Below are 17,358 nucleotides of genomic sequence, written 5' to 3'. Positions count from 1 at the left end.
CATCCTGCCCTACCGGGGCAAGAGACGGGGCCCACCGAGCGGACGGTTGCATCAGTGGATCTTGGGGGAGGGCCGATTTCAGGTACGCCGGAGACCGTGTTAATGTTTCTCCGTTGCCAACGAGCGCCGCTAGCTCAACTGGCAGAGCAGCGGACTCTTAATCCGCGGGTTGTAGGTTCAAGTCCTACGCGGCGCACTTTTGGTAAAGGCCCTGGCCTGGTGTAACCCACCAAGCCAGGGCCTTTTCTTTGTCTATTGCGGACAGTTCGGCGATCCCCCGGTGATCACCAAAGGCCGACCGTTCTCCGCGCTATTACGGACCACCCAGGCACAGGTCGTGGTGTGATACATCACACACTGGCCGGAGTCGACCGTACGAGGTCCGGTCAACGGCGCAGCGGGCGGAGAAGTCGCCGGTACCACGGCCGGCGGTCCAGCTCCTGCTCGACGAACGGGTCACGGCCCAGCACCCGGACGCACTCCTGCCCCACGTTGACCGCGCCCGTGCTGGGCAGCTCGTCCACGAGTCGCTCGAAGGCCGGGATCTCCGCCTTGCCGAACTCCGCCGCGAACCGCTGGTCGGCGGTCTCGACGGCGACCATCAGCACGTCCCGGTCCGGGTCCGGCGTGAAGATCCAGTGCGCGTTGGTCAGGTCGATGATCATCAGAGTCCTCGATCGATGCGGGCCGGGTCCGGCGACGCCCGCGTGGGCGTCGCCGGACCCGGTTCTATCAGGTGAAGCCGTCCACTATCGACAACTGCTGCCCGCGTACCGGCCGAAGATTCGGCGCTTGAGGCCGCGCACACCACGGCAGTACCGTGCCGCCCAGGGCCGCGCGGCGTCCCCGGCCGCCTGCCGGAAGCCCCTCCAACGGTTCCTGAAGTCGCTGTAGCCCGAGATCATGCCGACCGCGGCCGCCCAGTTCCGCTTCTTCCTGGTCAGGCGCATCGTCGCCCGCCAGCCGTTCTTGCGCGCGTGCCGGTAGGCCCGCCACCCGAGACGCACCCCGCGGTAGCCCGATCGGACCTCACTCGCACCGTAGAAGAACCCGAGCACGGTTCCGCCCAGGTGCGCGCCGTGCCACGCCATCCGCCAGTACGGGTTCCGCCCCCACTTGCAGTACTTCCAGCACCATTTGCGGCCGTCGAGGTCGCTGCGGTTGACCGGGTCCGCGCAGGAGTAGTCGTACGAGTTGCAGCTCCCGCCGAGCACCGGGTCGACCGACAGGAAACGCCCCAGGCTCGGCGAGTAGAGCCGCACGCCCATGAGGACGAGGTCCTCCATGGCGTCGCCGGACCGTTGCTTGGCACCCAGCCACCCGTACCGCTGGTCCGACTGGCCCTCCGCCGGGGTACCGAACTCGTCGTAGTCGAACAGCTCCGGAGAGCCGTCGGCGAGGTCGATCGTCGCCACCACGTCGCCGTGCAGACTGCCCAGCTGGACGCGGACCACCCCCTGCGAGGTGACCGAGGCGGCCAGGTCGCCGTCCGGGCCGGACACGTACCGGGTGTACGCGCCGGTCGCGGGGTCCTCGGTGATCCACCGCGGCTCGTCGGAACCGTCGCCGTAGTGGTTCACCGTCGCCGAGGTGCGGGCCCAGGTGCCGCCGGTGGCGGTGTCGGTCAGCGACTCGCGCAACCGCAGGGCCGGGTCGAGCGTCCAGGTCTGCCGCGAGTCGTCCCGCTCCTGGCTGCGGACCATGTCGTTGACGTGGTAACCGATCTCCAGTCCGCTCGGCAGCGCGGTCGTCCGGCCGAACGCGTCGTAGGTGTACCCGGCGTCGGTGACCCGGTCGGCGGTGTCGTACGTGTGACCGGCCTGCTCGGCAACCGTCCCGGTGGCACAGATCCCGTCGGCCCCGGGCAGGTAGGTCGCCTTGCCGGTCCGGTTGGTACGGGCGTCGTACGCGTAGGCCCGCGTCACACATCCGTCGGTCTGGGCGCTGTCCTGCCGGGCGGTGGTCAGCCGGCCGAAACCGTCGTACGAGAACGTCGCCCGGCCGCCGGTGTACTCGTGGCCCACCTGCTGCCCCGACGAGTTCTCGACCACCGACTCGGCCCAGATCGTGAGGCCGTCCGCGTCCCGGGTGTAGACCCGTTCGACCGGCTGCCGGTTGGCGTCGAGGCGGTCCGTGCGGGTGATCCCACCCGGGTACTTCATCTCCGTGAGCTGCCCGTCCGGCGAGTAGCGGGCCTGGAACGTCCCGGCCGTGCTGTCGGTGACGCCGGTGAGCAGGCCACGGGGGTCGACCGCCCGGTCGTAGGTGGAGGTCACCGATCCGGTCGGGTCGCTCGAGCGCACCTCGTTGCCGTATCGGTCGAACTCCTTGACGGTCCGTGCCCCGTCGGCGTCCGTGTAGCCGGACACGCGGCCGAGGGCGTCGTACTCCCGGACGATGGTGGCCGTCCCCATGGCGGTCGTCACCGGTTCGCCGTTCGCACTGTCGTAGGTCGTCGTCACGGGCGGGACGGGTTCACCCGCGCCGCCGGTGACCGCGGTCCGGATCAGCCGGCCCGCGCCGTCGTACCCGGAGGTGGTGGTCCGGGTGCTGCCGTTCGCGGTCTCGGTCACCTCGGTCTCGTCGCCCCAGTGGCCGTATCCGGTGACCCTGCGCACCGGCAGGGCGGACGGCATCCGGCCCGGGTCGTGACCCGTCACCGCACCGGCCGGCCGGCTCACACACTGCTGACCGGCCCACTCGGGACGGTTGCCGCAGGCGGTGTCGTCGCCGTTGGCACCGGCGGTGTAGTAGATCGTCTCGAGGGTGCGGGCGTCGGTGCCGGTGGCGCCGATGCCCCAGGAGGCGGTGACCTGACCCGCTTTGTTGAACACCGAGTAGGTGACCTGACGGGCCCCGCCCGGCTCGGCCTCGACGGCCACGGTGGTGGGCCGTCTGAGCTCCCAGCCGGACACCCCGCCCTTCTCCGCGCCGTATCCGTTGATCGTCGCCCGGGCGTCGGCGAGCGGGTAGCCATCGATCAGCGCCCCGTCCGTCTGCGTGGTGAGCAGGTGGTACGTCGCCCCGTCCGGTTTGCCCTGGTCGTAGACCTTCGTCGAGCGGGTCCGGGCGATGGCGGTGTCCCCCGCCACGTAGGCGGTCAGCGGGCCGCTGCCGTCCGGGTCGGCGAGCGGCCGTTCCAGCACGATCGAGCGGGTCGGCCCGACCGTCTCCAGCAGGTCCAGGCCGTCGGTGGAGTAACGGTTCACGGTGGACAGTGCCAGCGCCCGGGCGGCGGTGTCCGAGTCCAGCAGGCCGAGACCGGAGAGCGCGGCGGCGGCACCGGGCAGGGTGCCCAGCGCGAGAGCCCGCTCGGAGGCCTCGAGGGTCCGGGCGACGTTGCCGAACCGGTCGTACTCCATGGTGTCGATCTCGCCACCGGGCGTCGCGGTGTTCACTTCCTTGCCGGCCGCGCTGAGATAGTGCACGGTCGCGAGCCGGTAGCCGTCCGCACCCGGCGCCGCCACGGTCGCACTGTTGCGGGCGGGTGCCTGCTCCGGCGGGAACACCGCCGACGCGTCGGTGGGCAGATCGCCCTGGCCCCAGGTGGTGGCCGCGGCGGCGGCCAGGTCGTAGGGCCCGCCGGTGGCCCGGGTCAGCGGGACGTTGTAGACGAGGTTGGTGACGACCTCGCCGTCGGTCTCGGTCCGGCTGCCCTGCTTGAGCGCCGGCTGACGGATCCGGACCGCCCGTCCGGTGCTCTCGTCGCCGGCCAGGTCCGCGACCTGCGCGTCGGTCAGTGCGGCGCCGTAGACCCGGACGTCGTCGATGCTGCCGGCCCACGGATTGGCGTTGGCACCGGCCCACTTGGCCCGGCCGACGACGTAGTTGCCGGTGGCGTTCCAGCCGCCGGTGGCCGCGGTGGTCGTCTGCGGGACACCGTTGACGTACAGCTTCATCTTGGCGGTAGCGGTGTCGTAGACGCCGGTGAGGTGGGTCCACTTCCCGAGCACCGGGGCGATGTCGGAGGTGGCCCGGACCGCGCTCGAACTCTCGTTGTCGGCGGTGGTCCGGGAGAACGCCCACTTGTTGTCGGCGGCCACATAGTTGAGGAAGAAGCCGCTGGTGCTGCTGCCGTCCTTGGACACGATCGTCCGGTTGGCCGAGGTGTCGGTGATCCGGGCCCAGGCCGAGACCGTGTACGAAGCGGTGTTCGACAACGGTGTCCCGGACGCCACGATCTGCGCGGTGGTGGCGCCGGTGAAGATCGCGGCCCGGTCACCGGGGTTCGCCGGGTCGTTGGCCTCGCCCCACGTCACCCCGGTCGCGGTGCCGGTGCGCCCCGCGCCGGAGGAATCGGCGGCGCTGCCGTCGAGGCTCCAGTTCAGGGCCGCCGAGCCGACGTCGGGGTTGGCGTAGTCCACCGACCAGGGCAGATCGCCGGGGCTGGTCGTCCTCGTGACCCGGCCGGCCGCGTCGTACTCGTACTGTGTCTTGAGCACCGGGCTGATCCGGGGATCCCAGGTCTCCCGCAGCCGGCCCAGGTTGTCGTAGGTGTAGCGGGCCATGTCGACGGACGTCTGGACCTGGGTGTCCGGGTCCCACGACGAGAGCCGCACCGCGGAGACCCGGTCGGTGACGTCGCCGAAGACGGTCTGGCTCAGGCCGGCGGTGGTGGCCGTCGAGTAGATGTAGTCGAGCGTCTCGCACCCCCGCGCCGGGGAGGTCCCGGTGCAGCCGTTGGTGTCGACGCCGGGCTCCGCCGGATTGACCACCCGCTTGAGCAGCAGCCGGCCGCCGGTGGTGTCGTATACGTACCGGGTCGCCGAGTCGTCCTCCTCGGTCCAGCTCGAACCGATCGTCCAGACGCCACCCTGCTGGGTGAACTCCGAGACGGTGCCCTCGACGTCGGTCACCCGGTAGCTCGCGGCGTCCGGTTTCGTGAGGGTGAGGTCCTCACGGCCCGGCTCGGGGGTGAACGTGGTGCCGTCGGCATTGCGGGAGAACGTCACCCACCCGCCGTCGGTGGTGTTCACCCGCGCCACCGAGGACGAGGGGAAACCCAGTGACGTGAAGTCGGACTCCGACGGGCCACCGGTCGCGGCGGCGTTCCAGGACGGGCCGAACGGGGCGACGACCTCGGTGACCGAGACGTTGTCCCAGTACACCTTCTTGCCGCTGGCGGCCGCGTTGCCGTTGTAGAGCCGGAACAGTGCCTCCGTGGACCCGGCCGGGACCGTCATGTCGACGGACAGCTCCTGCCAGCCGTCGACGTAGCCGGCCATCGGCGAGGGCACCGCGGTGTAGGCCGTCCCGTTCTTGTACCAGCCCACGATCCGCAGGCCGGTCGTCGCCGCCGCGGGGGCCAGGGTGGTCGCGGCCGGGACGTAGATCCAGCCGGTCGCCCGGTACGTCCGCCCGGGTTGCATGCCGAGGCGCAGCGCACCGGTGTCGCCGCCGAGCGCGACATAGGTGTCGGTGCTGGTGCCGGACGCCGCCGGGGTGATCTCGACCGAGTCCACCGGGGTGACGTCACCCTGCCCACGGGCCGTCGAGCGGACCGCGGTGCTGGTGGCGGGCACGGTGAACCCGGTCAGGTCGGTGGAGACCTGCTGCTGGTTGGCCGTCAGTTTCTGCGGCATCTCGACATAGCCGTCCGACGGCGAGCGCGACGACGTGTTGCGGCTGACCGACAGACCGAACTCGTCGGTGTCGGTGGCCTCGATGGTGTAGTCGCCGGTGAGCAGGTTCGCGGAGCCGGGCCCGATCTCCTCGTCCGCGCTGCCGTCGCCGTTCGCGTCGACGGTGACGCGCACCCAGGGGGTGTCGTACACCGGGGCCGTGGACGTGGCCGTGTAGATGCGGGCCCGGACCTCGACCACGCCACCGACCGAGCCGAGCGTGTCCGTGGCGTTCCAGACCGCGTACCCGCCGAGGCCACTCAGGGTCACCGGTGCGGCGGCGGTCGCCGTGACCGGCGCCCCGGTCGCGGAGGTGAGGTTGGTGGACGGGATCGGCAGGGTCGCGCCGCCCGGGCCGCGCCGGTACTCGTAGAACGCCCGGGTGTAGCCGCTGACCGGGGTGAAGATCTGCAGCCTGGTGCGCTTGACGACGGTCGCGCCCGGCAAGGGCTGGGCCAGCGCGGCGCTGCCGGCCGAGAACGTGTACGTGTTCGCGGCCGAGAGGTTGCCGGCACTGTCCTTCGCCTGCACGGTCAGCGTGCGCTGGCCGTCCCGGGGGCTCAGCGTCACCGTCTTGACCCCGGTCGCGGCCAGTGTCGTGGCCGAGGCGTCGGTGTCGAGCCGGTAGACGAACGCGGCCAGGTCGGTGCTGCCGGAGGCCGGGGTGAGCGTGAACGTGTCGGACTGGCCGGCACCGCCGTGCGGCTGCCCGTCGTTCAGGTAGATCCCCGCGGAGACGAACGGCACCAGGGGCTTGTCCGTGTCGACGGTCAGGTCCGTCCAGCCGGTCCACGCGCCGTCGTCGTACGGGTCCTTCGCCCGGACCCGCCACTGGTAGGTGGTGGCGTTGACCAGGTTCACCCCGGTCTGCCAGCTCGCCGTCGACCCGTTGGTCCAGCCGGGGCTGCCGGTCAGGGTCCCGGAGGTCGCCACGACCGCCGCGGTGGCCTTGTTGCGTACCTCGAACTCGGCCCGCAGCGCCTGTCCGGCGTTGCTGTCGGCCAGCTTCGCCGACAGGGTGGGACGGACCGCGGAGGTCCGTGCGCCCGCGCCGCACGACGAGTAGCAGGGTGCGGTGGCGAGCGCGGACGGGGTGCCCGGTGCGGCGTTGTAGGTGAGGGAGACCAGCGGCGGGTGCGCGGCCTCGGAGGAGTCGAACTTCTTCCAGCTGGTCGACGACGTCTCACTGGTGCCGCGGAGCATCACGTTGCCCTCGGTCCAGCTGTTGTCGGCCGAGGTCTGCAGCGCCTTGCCGATCTCGATGTAGACGTAACCGTCCCCACAGGACGAGCTGTAACCCTTGGTCTCGGTCGACGTGCCGACCTTCTCCCGCGCGGTCGGCTGGTTCGTCCACCGGGTCGCCGTGTTGGCGGTGTCGGTGCGCCATGCCTCCCACGACGTCGCCGTGCACGAGTAGGAATGCGTCTCCCACAAACGCAGCCGGGCCGAGACGATCCGCGTGCCGGCGAGACCGGAGGTGTTGAAGCGCAGGTACGACCGGGCGGTGTAGGAGCCGCCGTCCTCGATGTGACCGAGCTTCAACTCGTCGGCGCCGGACTGGTCGCTGGTGTAGCTGTTCTGCACGAACGCGTCGAACGCCACCGGCAACGACGCCGGCGGATCGATCGTCACCGGAAAGACAAGATCGGACCGGTCGACGAACTCCGGGTCGGCGGTCAGCTCCAGCACGGCCTTGCCCGCGCTCTTCCTGACCGCACGCATCCGTACGGGTGCCCGGTTGACATGCTCCTGCGACAGCGGCGCGATCGTCGCGTCCCACATCTCCGGAGCCTGCGACCGGCCGGCGACCGTGCCCTTGGCGTCCTTGAACGTCAACCCGCCCGCACCGTCGTCCGTGGCGGTGAGCTTTCCGGTGCTGATCGGCAGGGTCAGTTTCGTGACCCGGTCCAGCGCGGCCCGGTCCTTGGCGACGAAGAACTGTTCGTACCCGGTCATCTGCGCCTTGACCACCAGGTCCACGCCGGGCAGCACCTCGGGGTAGGTCGCGGTCGGCCCGTCGAGCACCGGCCTGGGGAGCGGGCCTTTCCAGGAAACGCTGGTGCGCTGGGCGCCCGCGCCGAGCGCGGCGACCACGTGCTCCCCCGCACCGGCGGCCGCACCGCTCAGGCGCAGGCCACGGGCGTGCACCCGGGGAACGACGGAGCCGTCGGCGTCGCGGATCAGCGTCAGGTCGACGTCCTGCCACGTGGTGCCGGTCCGCACCCGGACCGGGGCGAGCGCGCGGTCCTCGGTGATCGCCCCGCCGGGTTCGCCGAACACCTGGGTCGTCTCGGTCCGCGCGTTCAGCGCCTCCACCCGGGCGCCGCAGAGTTTGGCCGCCACCGCGGCGGAGGCCAGGTCCGGCCTGGTGGCCGGGCAGGCGGGCTGCGCGGGCGCCTCGGCCACCGGTGCCGCCGCGGCGGGGTCCGGTGCGGGCACGCCGAGCAACGACGTGACCAGCACGGTTATGAGCAGAAGGCCGAGCCGGCGTACCCATCGCAGGCGCCGGCCCGCGGCCCATTCACTGAAAAAGCGCGCACGCTCGTGCGGCATGGCATGTCCCCCGTCGTCCAGAACCATGAATGCCGCTGAACGTAGAAGCATCGACCATCACAAATCAAGGAGATCGTCGATGCACTGGCGGGGGATCAAACGGACCTTCATCCACAAGCTACTTACGCAGGGTCCGATTTAGACTCCTAAGAGTAAACCTAAGAGTGGCGCATATCACACAGAAATCTCTCAGAAAAGTAGCCCGGCAAACTATACCGACCGTACGGTACAGTTTGAACATGGAGACTTCACGGCGTCGCTGGACGTTGCTGGTGACGGTCAGCGCCGGGTTGCTGCTGATCACGCTGGACAACTCGATCCTGTACACCGCACTGCCCACCCTCACCGCGGACCTCGGCGCGACCCCGGGGCAGGCGTTGTGGATCATCAACGCGTACCCGCTGGTGATGGCCGGTCTGCTGCTCGGCAGCGGCACGCTGGGTGACCGGATCGGTCATCGGCGGATGTTCACCGCCGGCCTGGTCGTGTTCGGCGTGGCCTCGCTGCTGGCCGCGTTCGCACCCGGTGCCGGCGCCCTGATCGCGGCGCGGGCACTGCTCGCGGCCGGCGCCGCCGCGATGATGCCGGCGACGCTCGCGCTGATCCGGGTCACGTTCACCGACGAGCGGGAGCGCAACCTCGCGATCGCCGTGTGGGGCTCGCTGGCCGTGGTGGGCGCCGCGCTCGGGCCGATCGTCGGCGGCGTGGTGCTGGAGTTCTTCTGGTGGGGCGCCGCGTTCCTCATCAACGTGCCGGTCGCGGTGGCCGCGCTGATCGCGGTGCCGCTGGTCGCCCCGCGCGACGTCCCGGACGCCGGCGCACGGTGGGACGTGATCTCGTCGGGGCAGGCGATGCTCGGCCTGACCGGTGCCGTCTTCGCGATCAAGGAACTCGCGCACGTGCCGCCGTCCTGGCCGGTCGTGCTCGCCGGGACGGCCGCCGCGGTCCTCGGCGGCACCCTGTTCGTGCGGCGTCAGCGCCGCCTCGCCGACCCGCTGCTCGACCTGGCCATCTTCCGGAACCCGGCGTTCACCTCCGGGGTGCTGGCCGCCGCGTTCGCCATGTTCGCGCTGGCCGGCATCCAACTGGTCGCCACCCAGCGGTACCAGGCCATCGCCGGGTTCACCCCGTTGCAGTCCGGGCTGCTGGTCGCCGCACTCGCCCTCGGCTGCCTGCCCACCGCCCTGCTCGGGGGCGCGGTCCTGCACCGCACCGGATTGCGGCCGCTGATCGCGGGTGGGCTCGCGCTCGCCGTACCCGGAGTGCTGCTGGCCGCCCTCGGGCCCGCGGCCGGGCTCGGCGTGCTGATCCCCGGCCTGGTCCTGACCGGGATGGGCCTCGGCGCGGTGATGGCGGTGGCGTCCAGCGCGATCCTGGGCAACGTCCCGGCGCGCCGGGCGGGCATGGCGTCCTCGGTCGAGGAGGTGTCCTACGAGTTCGGCAGCCTCGTCGCGGTCGCGCTGCTCGGCAGCCTGCTCGACCTGGTCCGGTCCGCCGGCGCGGACCGGACAACGGCGGCGGCGTTCGACAGCGGGTACGTCGCGGTGCTGCTCGTCGTGGCGGCGGTCCTCGCGGGTGGCGCCGCGGTGACCGGCCGGCTGCTGCGTCATCATGGTCCGCAGGCCCGGCGGCGGACCCCGGCCCTGACCGCGGAGGGCGGGCACTGATGCGCCAGAGCAAACGGAGCCGGATCCTCGAGGCCGCGATGCGGGTCATCGAACGCGACGGTGTCACCGCGGTCACGTTCGAGGCCGTCGCCGCCGAGGCGGAGCTGACCAAGGGCGGCCTGCTCTACCACTTCCCGTCGAAAGAGGCGCTGCTCGACGCCCTGCACGAGGACCTGGTCACCCGATGGGAGCGGGCCATGCTCGACGACCTGGGTAAGCCGGCCGCCGACGCGAGCGACGCCGAGCGCCGGGCCGCGTACATCCGGGTGGCCGCCCAGGCATCGACCCGCGCCGAGCTCGCCCTGATGATCGACGCGGCCGGGCGCAGCGAGCGCAACGCGCCCTGGGCGGACGTGGTCGACCGCTGGTCCCCCACCCCGGCCGAGCCGGACGACGCCGCGCTGGACCACCTCGTGGCCCGGTTCGCCGCCGACGGCATGTGGCAGAACGACTCGATGGGCGGCGCCCCGCTCGACCCGGAACTGCGCCGCCGGCTCCTCGACCGGATCATCGCCCTGACATCCACCTGACCCGGCCGGGTCGTCCCTACGATGGGGCGATGGCGGCGACGATGAAGCGGTGCCCGCGGTGCGGTCACCCCACCCGGGCCGACCGGATGATCAAGGGGTACGGCCGCGACTGCGCCATGCAGCTCGGGCTGACCGGCGGCTCGATCGACACCGGCCACCAGGGACCCGACCTGCTCGACGTGCTCCGCGACCGGGCGGCCGAGGAGCCGGAGGACCACTGCGACGGCTGGGACCGCTGAGGATCCCGGCCTCATCCGATCCCGGCGTCCACCCCGGTGGTCTGCCGGGCGAGCAGCACCGCCATCGCCGCGGCGGTCTGCGGGCGGGCGTAGTGGTAGCCCTGGCCGCTGTCGTACCCCAGGAGCGTGAGTTCGGTGGCCTGCGCGGCGGTCTCGATGCCCTCCGCGACCGCGGCCATGTGCAACGCCTTGGCGAGCCGCAGCACAGCCTCCGCGACCGCCGACCCCTCGGGTTCACCGTTGAGCTCGGCGACGAAGCACCGGTCGAGCTTGAGGATGTCGACCGGCAGCCGGGTCAGGTACCGCAGCGAGGAATACCCGGTGCCGAAGTCGTCGACCGCGATGGCGACGCCCAGGTCCCGGATCTCCTCCAGCACCGCCACCGACTCGGGGCCGTTGACCAGCGCGCTCTCGGTCAGCTCCAGCACCAGGTCACGCGCCGCCAGCCCGGAGCCGGTGAGCCGGTCCCGGATCCGGTCGACCAGGCCGCCCTGGCGCAGCTGCCGGGGCGACAGGTTGACGCTGACGTACAGACGGGGCTGGTTCAGGTCGAGCTGCCACCGCCGGACCTGGGTGGTCGCCTGTTCCAGCACCCAGAGGCCGATTTGCTCGATGACCCCGGTGCGCTCGGCCACCGGGATGAACCGGGCGGGGCCGATCGTGCCCAGGGTCGGGTGTTCCCAGCGGACCAGGGCCTCGACCCCCACGATCCCGTCGTCGCTCAGCCGGACCAGCGGCTGGTACAGCACCCGCAGCTGACCGAGCTCCACCGCGGCGGCGAGATCCGTCTCGAACGTCTCGTCCGCGGTCGCGGCGTCCTCCAGCCCGGCATGCCACAGCTGCACGCCCTGCCGGCCGCCCCGCTTCGCCACGTACATCGCCATGTCGGAGCGGTGCCGGATGGTGGCCGCCCCCGCCCCGGGGTCGGTCATCGCCACCCCGACGCTCGCCCGGATCATGAGATCGCCCCCCGCGGCCCGGACCGGTTCGGCGGTCGCGTCGAGGATCCGCCGGGCCACGGCGAGGGCCTGCTCCGGGCCGCCCGGCCGGTCGAGCACCACCATGAACTCGTCGCCGCCGACCCGGGCGGCGACGTCGGAACCGCGTACCGTCCGTTTGAGGATCTCGCCGAACGCCGTGAGCAGCAGATCGCCGGCCTCGTGCCCGCGGGTGTCGTTGACCTTCTTGAAGCCGTCCAGGTCGATCAGCAGGATCGCGGAGGCCACCCCGTCGTCGGTGTGCCGGCGCAACGCGGCCGTCAGCGCGGCGTCCGCGGAGATCCGGTTCGCCAGCCCGGTCAGGTGATCGTGCACCACCAGCCGGTGGTTCTCCCGCAGCGCGACGAACTGCCGCAGCACCACCGCTCCGGTCATGACGATCACCCCGGCGGTCAGGCCGCCCCACGGGTCGATCTCACCCTCCCGGACGGCCGCGACCAGCAGCATCGTGTAACCGGCCAGCAGCGCCGCATAGGGCAGATAGGCCACCGCGGAGCCGGGCCGTTCCTCGGTGCCGGCCGCGCCGGCCACCGGCTTCCCCGCCTGTACGGCCGCCGCGGCCGCCATGATCAGGTTGGCCCCGTTGAGACACAGCGACAGCGGGGTGGACCACGTGATCGGGCCCTGCAGGATGTCGTGGGCATAGATCACGTCACCGGCGAGGTACACGGTGAGACCGGCGAGGAAGATCGGCAGCGGGCCCCGCCACGAGGCCACCCCGTTGCGCATCAGCAGCGCACAGAGCCCGAAGATGAGCACCAGATCGGTGATCGGGAACCCGATGACGACCAGCGCGTCCGGACCGGCGTGCAGCGAGGTCACTGCCGGGCCGAGCTGGAAATACCACGAGATGACGAAGCCACCGCCGACGACCGTGGCGATGTCCGCGCCGAACCGCACGCGCTGCTGACCGGACAGCCGGCGCATCGGGAACATCAGGATCCCCGCCAGCATCAGCGGAGCCCACACCAACCGGCTCATCAGCACCGTCATGATCGTCCACAGCGGCGCGGCACCGTCCAGCGCGGCGCCGATCACCGGCAGCGGCTGAGGCAGCAGCAACACCGTGAACGCCACCGCGATCCACCGCCACGGCCGCCGCGCGGAGGCCGACCCCCGGAACGCGGCCACCCACGTCAGCACCGTGACGATCAGCGAGGTCACCGCGAACGCACGGTAGAAATCCGCGTTCGCCTCCCAGCCCCGCGGTTGCGTCACCAACCGGGCCGCCGAGACGATCAACCCGCCCAGCAGCGCCAGGACCACCACCGCGGATTTTCTCGTCACAGGACACCTGATCGGCCGACCGCTTGATCACCTGATGGTCAGGTCGGCGACACCGCCGGGAAAATCACCTTCCAGGCGGATCGTCACCACCCACTGCCCCGCGCCCGCGCCGGGGCGGATGCCGGCACTCGGTCGAGGCGCTGGCCCGCACGCCCGGATCTCCTCCGGACCCCGATGCGTGCGGCCCTCGTCGAAAACGGTCGCGTCGGGGTGAAAGTGCGCACGGCGGCCTCGGTGTCGCCCGCGGCGAGGTGGGCGTAGATGACGGGTGGGATCTGATCGCTCATGGGTCCTCGCCCCGGGTGAAACTCCAGACGGGGGCGGTGTCACGTTCCCTGCCGATCGGCGAATTCGCGGCTGGCCCGTGTTCCGGGTCTCACCTGCCGCTTCGGTGGGGACCCCGGTAACCGGCGGGACAAGTCTCGAGGCCGATATGGACGATTGACAGTGGATGGATTATTGTCATCCCTGACGCCGTTGCGAGTTCTTCCCCCGTGGAATTCGCAACGGCGTCTTTTATGTCCCACCGTATGCCCGGGCATACGGAAAGAGGGCCTCCCCGCTTTCGCGGAGAGACCCTCTGACCTGACAAACGTTTGGGGTGATCGACGGGACTTGAACCCGCGGCCCCCGGGACCACAACCCGGTGCTCTACCAGCTGAGCTACGACCACCATGTATCCACCGCGGAAACGATCCTCCGCAGCAGGTGCCGGACAAGCATAGCCGGACCCCCGGCCGCCCCGTCCAGCGGGTTACCGATTGCGCCTCTTACAGCTCGGCGGCGATCGCCCGGGCCTGCTCCACGTCCGGGCCGGGCAGCGGCACGAACACGGTGCGACGGTAATACTCCAGCTCACGGATGCTCTCGCGGATGTCGGCGAGTGCCCGGTGAGCCAGGCCCTTCTTGGGCTGACCGAAATACACCCGGGGGTACCACCGGCGGGACAGCTCCTTGATCGACGAGACGTCGATCATGCGATAGTGCAGGAAGTTGTCCAGCGTCGGCATGTCCCGGGCGAGGAAACCCCGGTCGGTGGCGATGCTGTTGCCGCAGAGGGGCGCGGTGCGGGGGTTGGGAACATACTGCTTCACGTACGCCAGGACGGCCTCTTCCGCTTCGGCCATCGTGACCGTGGAGCGGCGGACCTCCTCGGTCAGGCCGGACTTGGCGTGCATGTCGCGCACCACGTCGGGCATCGCGTCCAGCGCGGCGTCGTCGGCATGGATGACGAGGTCGACACCCTCGCCGAGAACGTTGAGATCGGGATCGGTGACAAGAGCGGCAACCTCGATCAGCGCGTCCTTGCCAAGATCGAGACCGGTCATCTCACAGTCGATCCATACCAGAAGATCAGCCACCCGTTCAGACTACGCGCTGCCCGAACCGGACGCCGCGCCGTCCACGCGTACCCACCTGATCGGGAGCGACCCACCCACCGCACCCTAACCACCCAGCATTGTCCGGATTAGGACTAAGACTACCCGGTTCGCCGTTGAGGGCCTAAACTGTGCTTAACGGACGAAGCCCCCTTCGGTAACTCCGTTCCCCCGGTAAAAGGGCCCTCCGCGCCGGCAGCGCGGAGGGCCCTTCGGTAGCAAACTTCTCCCCGACGCCGCGCGAGCCGCGGCCCGGACGTTCCCGGACCGCGGCCTGCACCGTCGGATCAATCCTTGTCCGGCCCCCGGCCCCGCCGAGGAGGCCGGGTCATCCTGATCGGCGGCTCCATCTCCGAGGGATCGGGAGCAGGAAGCCCCGCCGCGGTCATACCCTTCCGCCGCCGCCGGGCGGCACCCCCGCCGAGCAACTCGGCCACCTCGGCCTTGTAGTTGCCCAGCAGCGATCCCCCCTTGGCCGCCCGCTTCGCACCCTCACCAGCGGCGTCGCTCCCGGAAACAGCAGCGTCATCCCTGACCGAGCCGTTCCCGGCCGCGTCGGTCCCAGCGGCACCACCCTTGACCACACCACTCCCGGCCACGTCGCCCGCAGCGGCACCACCCTTGACCACACCACTCCCGGCCACGTCGCCCGCAGCGGCACCACCCTTGACCAAACCACTCCCGGCCACGTCGCCCGCAGCGGAGCCACCCTTGACCGCGTCACTCCCGGCCGCACCACTCCCGGCCGCACCACTCCCGACCGCGTCGCCCCCAGCCGCACCGCTCCCGGCCGCGTCGCCCCCAGCGGAGCCACCCTTGACCGCGTCACTCCCGGCCGCGTCGCTCCCGGCCGCGTTACTCCCGACCGCACTACCAGAGGCCGCGCTACCAGCGGCGGCAACGCTCCCAGCGGTGTCGCCCTTGACTGCACCGCTCCCGGCGACATTGCTGCCGGCGGCATCGCTCCCGGCGGCGGGAGCCGTGCCTGGCGAGGAGATCGGCACTGCCGGGGCGCTCGAACCGGACATTACGGTCGTAGTCGCCTCCGGGTCCGCGACGTTGGCCGCGTCCGCCGAACTCGGCTGGGTCCGCTGACCGGCGATCCTGGTCTCTGTCTGGTCCGGCTCAGCGGGCCGGTCCAGCACGTTCCCCCGTCCCGCGGCGTCGGCGCGAGCTGAGACATCCGGTCGCGCAGCCGCTTCGGTACGGCCGGAGCTGTCGGAACGCGCCGAACCACCCGGCCGGCTCGGCGACGTCTGACCCGCCGGAACCGGTTCCCGTTGCGGCTCAGCGGGCCGGGCCGGGCCGGGCACAGCAGGCCGGGCAGGCGTGGGTGCCGGACCAGCCGGAGCGGGCACCGACAGCCGGGAAGGCGCGACCGGGGCCGGGGCCGGGGAGGCCGTACCCCGCTCGTCACCGTCCGTCCCGGGGTCCCGCTCACCCGCGGGCCGGACAACCGATCCAGCCGTCGTTCTCGGCCAGGCCGCAGGCGTGGCAGGCTTGGCATCACGGTTCTCGCCGGTCTTGGCCTGCGCCGCTGCGGCAGGCTGCGAAGGAGCCGCCGCCGGCCTGGTCTCGGCCTGAGGCTTGGCGCCACCGGAGAGCCCCACCCGCGACGAATCCGCACGCGTCAGCCCGGTAGCCGCCCACGCATTCGACGGCGGCCCACCGAACAGCGCGTTCCGCCCCGGACGGGTAGGCCGAGGCGCGCCGGCCACCGAGTCCGGGCCGGCGTCCGGCCCTGGCTCAGCCGTGGGCCGCACCCCAACTCCCGGCTGCGTGACCGCGACCGGCTGCGTAACAGCGACCGGCTGGGTGACCGCGGCCGCACCAGCCTGGGACCCGGGCCCATCGACGGCGGCCCGGTGCCCGGCCAGGTCAGCGTTGGGTTTCGGCTCACCCGAACCGGTCCGGACGCCAGGCCTCGCGGACAACGGCGAACTCCCGCCGCCCTCGACCTTGTCCAGCGCAGAGCTTCCGATCTTGACCGGCGGCACAGCCTGCGACCGGACCGGCACCGCGGACTCGGCCTTGACCGCCGGAGCAGCCTGGGAATTGACCGGCGCACCGGACTCGATCTTGTTCGCTGACGGAGCCTCGGGCTTGCTTGCCGCAAGCACCTCGTCCTTCGCCGGAGCATCCGCTGCCTTCGCGGGCTGCGCGGTCGCCGCGCTGGGCTTGACCGGACCGGAAAGACCGACCTTCGCCGGCCCGGAAGCGACCGTCGAGGCCGGCACCGACACGGGCCGTCGCGCGCTCATGTCCGGACCGGTCGCCGCGAATGTCACCTCACCACGCGGCGCGACGGGCTTCGGGACCGCAGCTCCCACCACGTCGCGGCCGTCCGATGACTTGCCGAAGGCCGCCTTCGCAGGCACGGCAGCCGCAGGGCCACCAGCCGACGACGACCCGGCCGTACTCTCATCGATGGTTGTCCTGGTCGAGGTATCAGAGACCGGCTTGCTCACGGCCTCCCCGGACGGTTTGATGACAGCCTTACCAACCGCCTCGGCAGCCGGCTTGGCGACGGCATCGACAGGAGGCTTGCTCCCCGCCGCCGCGACCAGCGGCTTGGTGACGGCCACAGTCGGCGTGCCACCCTCCCCGGCCACGGGCTTGGCGGCAGCCTCGGCGGACGGTGCGGTGATGGCCTCGGTCTGCGGCTTGGTGGGCGCCCCGGTCGACGGCTTGGTGGCCGCGGCAGTCGGCTTGCCACCCGCCCCGGCCAGCGGCTTGGTGAGGGCGTCGGCGGACGATTTCGCGACTTTTTGGGCTGCGGCGATCGCGGCTGCGGCTCGGGCCTTGGTTTCGCGGGAGCGGGCTGCCGTCGTCTCGGCTACCCAGGCTCCTACGGCTGAGGCCTGGAAGATGGGCAGGTCGGTCGGCTGAGGGCCGGCCGGGCGACGCCGGGACTGCGGGGTGCCGGGGTGGGTCGCGGGTTCGGGGCTGGTGTTGATCAGCTTCAGGGGTTCGCCGGCCGGGAGTTCCGTGGGCGCGCCCACGGAAGGGGTGGTTACGGTCTCCGCCGCGGTGGCGGGGATCGCGGCCTCGGTGCGGGCGACCGGGGCCGGTGCGACCGGGGCC

General features: G+C 71.5%; 8 protein-coding genes and 2 tRNA genes. 4 read left to right on the top strand and 6 right to left on the bottom strand.

The annotated features are described in order from the left end of the window. Positions 1 to 123: 123 nt before the first annotated feature. Positions 124 to 196, top strand: a tRNA-Lys gene (locus tag ACIA6A_RS32180). 190 nt (positions 197 to 386) lie between these two features. Here ACIA6A_RS32180 and ACIA6A_RS32175 read toward each other — a convergent pair. Together ACIA6A_RS32175 and ACIA6A_RS32170 are read right to left on the bottom strand one after the other, a co-directional pair. Next, positions 387 to 665: a hypothetical protein gene (locus ACIA6A_RS32175; protein WP_396101722.1), complete on the bottom strand. Its 279-nt coding sequence runs from the start codon at positions 663 to 665 to the stop codon at positions 387 to 389. 84 nt (positions 666 to 749) lie between these two features. Further along, on the bottom strand, positions 750 to 8,174 hold the full coding sequence (locus ACIA6A_RS32170; RefSeq protein ID WP_396101721.1) for a LamG-like jellyroll fold domain-containing protein: 7,425 nt from the start codon (positions 8,172 to 8,174) through the stop codon (positions 750 to 752). Between the two features lie 239 nt (positions 8,175 to 8,413). On the opposite strand from ACIA6A_RS32170, the gene ACIA6A_RS32165 reads away from it, so the two are divergent. From ACIA6A_RS32165 to ACIA6A_RS32155, 3 genes are read left to right on the top strand one after another with little or no spacing between them, the layout of a single operon-like run. Then, complete coding sequence (locus tag ACIA6A_RS32165; RefSeq protein WP_396101720.1) at positions 8,414 to 9,841, top strand: MFS transporter; 1,428 nt, start codon at positions 8,414 to 8,416, stop codon at positions 9,839 to 9,841. Beyond that, on the top strand, positions 9,841 to 10,371 hold the full coding sequence (locus ACIA6A_RS32160; protein WP_396101719.1) for a TetR/AcrR family transcriptional regulator: 531 nt from the start codon (positions 9,841 to 9,843) through the stop codon (positions 10,369 to 10,371). Before ACIA6A_RS32165 ends, ACIA6A_RS32160 begins: the two co-directional genes overlap by 1 nt. Positions 10,372 to 10,400: 29 nt before the next feature. Continuing rightward, positions 10,401 to 10,610 (top strand): hypothetical protein, encoded by a 210-nt coding sequence (locus ACIA6A_RS32155; RefSeq protein ID WP_396101718.1) that lies wholly within the window; start codon positions 10,401 to 10,403, stop codon positions 10,608 to 10,610. Between the two features lie 11 nt (positions 10,611 to 10,621). On the opposite strand, the gene ACIA6A_RS32150 is transcribed toward ACIA6A_RS32155, so the two are convergent. From ACIA6A_RS32150 to ACIA6A_RS32135, 4 genes are all read right to left on the bottom strand, one after another. Next, positions 10,622 to 12,895, bottom strand: a complete 2,274-nt coding sequence (locus ACIA6A_RS32150) for a putative bifunctional diguanylate cyclase/phosphodiesterase (RefSeq protein WP_396101717.1) — start codon at positions 12,893 to 12,895, stop codon at positions 10,622 to 10,624. A gap of 597 nt (positions 12,896 to 13,492) precedes the next feature. Beyond that, positions 13,493 to 13,568, bottom strand: a tRNA-His gene (locus ACIA6A_RS32145). Positions 13,569 to 13,665: 97 nt separating this feature from the next. Next, entirely contained in the window at positions 13,666 to 14,256 is a 591-nt protein-coding gene (gene orn / locus ACIA6A_RS32140) for an oligoribonuclease (RefSeq protein ID WP_396101716.1), read from the bottom strand. Between the two features lie 305 nt (positions 14,257 to 14,561). Continuing rightward, positions 14,562 to 17,276: a hypothetical protein gene (locus tag ACIA6A_RS32135; protein WP_396101715.1), complete on the bottom strand. Its 2,715-nt coding sequence runs from the start codon at positions 17,274 to 17,276 to the stop codon at positions 14,562 to 14,564. Positions 17,277 to 17,358 lie beyond the last annotated feature (82 nt).

It is taken from the genome of Actinoplanes sp. NPDC051494, assembly GCF_044454705.1.
Classification (GTDB): domain Bacteria; phylum Actinomycetota; class Actinomycetes; order Mycobacteriales; family Micromonosporaceae; genus Actinoplanes.
This window is presented reverse-complemented; position numbering and strand designations above follow the sequence as displayed.

Bases quoted from the DNA above. Each gene is read 5' to 3' on its own strand.
- ACIA6A_RS32175 (WP_396101722.1), bottom strand. From the start codon at position 665: ATGATCATCGACCTGACCAACGCGCACTGGATCTTCACGCCGGACCCG.
- ACIA6A_RS32170 (WP_396101721.1), bottom strand. From the start codon at position 8,174: ATGCCGCACGAGCGTGCGCGCTTTTTCAGTGAATGGGCCGCGGGCCGG.
- ACIA6A_RS32165 (WP_396101720.1), top strand. From the start codon at position 8,414: ATGGAGACTTCACGGCGTCGCTGGACGTTGCTGGTGACGGTCAGCGCC.
- ACIA6A_RS32160 (WP_396101719.1), top strand. From the start codon at position 9,841: ATGCGCCAGAGCAAACGGAGCCGGATCCTCGAGGCCGCGATGCGGGTC.
- ACIA6A_RS32155 (WP_396101718.1), top strand. From the start codon at position 10,401: ATGGCGGCGACGATGAAGCGGTGCCCGCGGTGCGGTCACCCCACCCGG.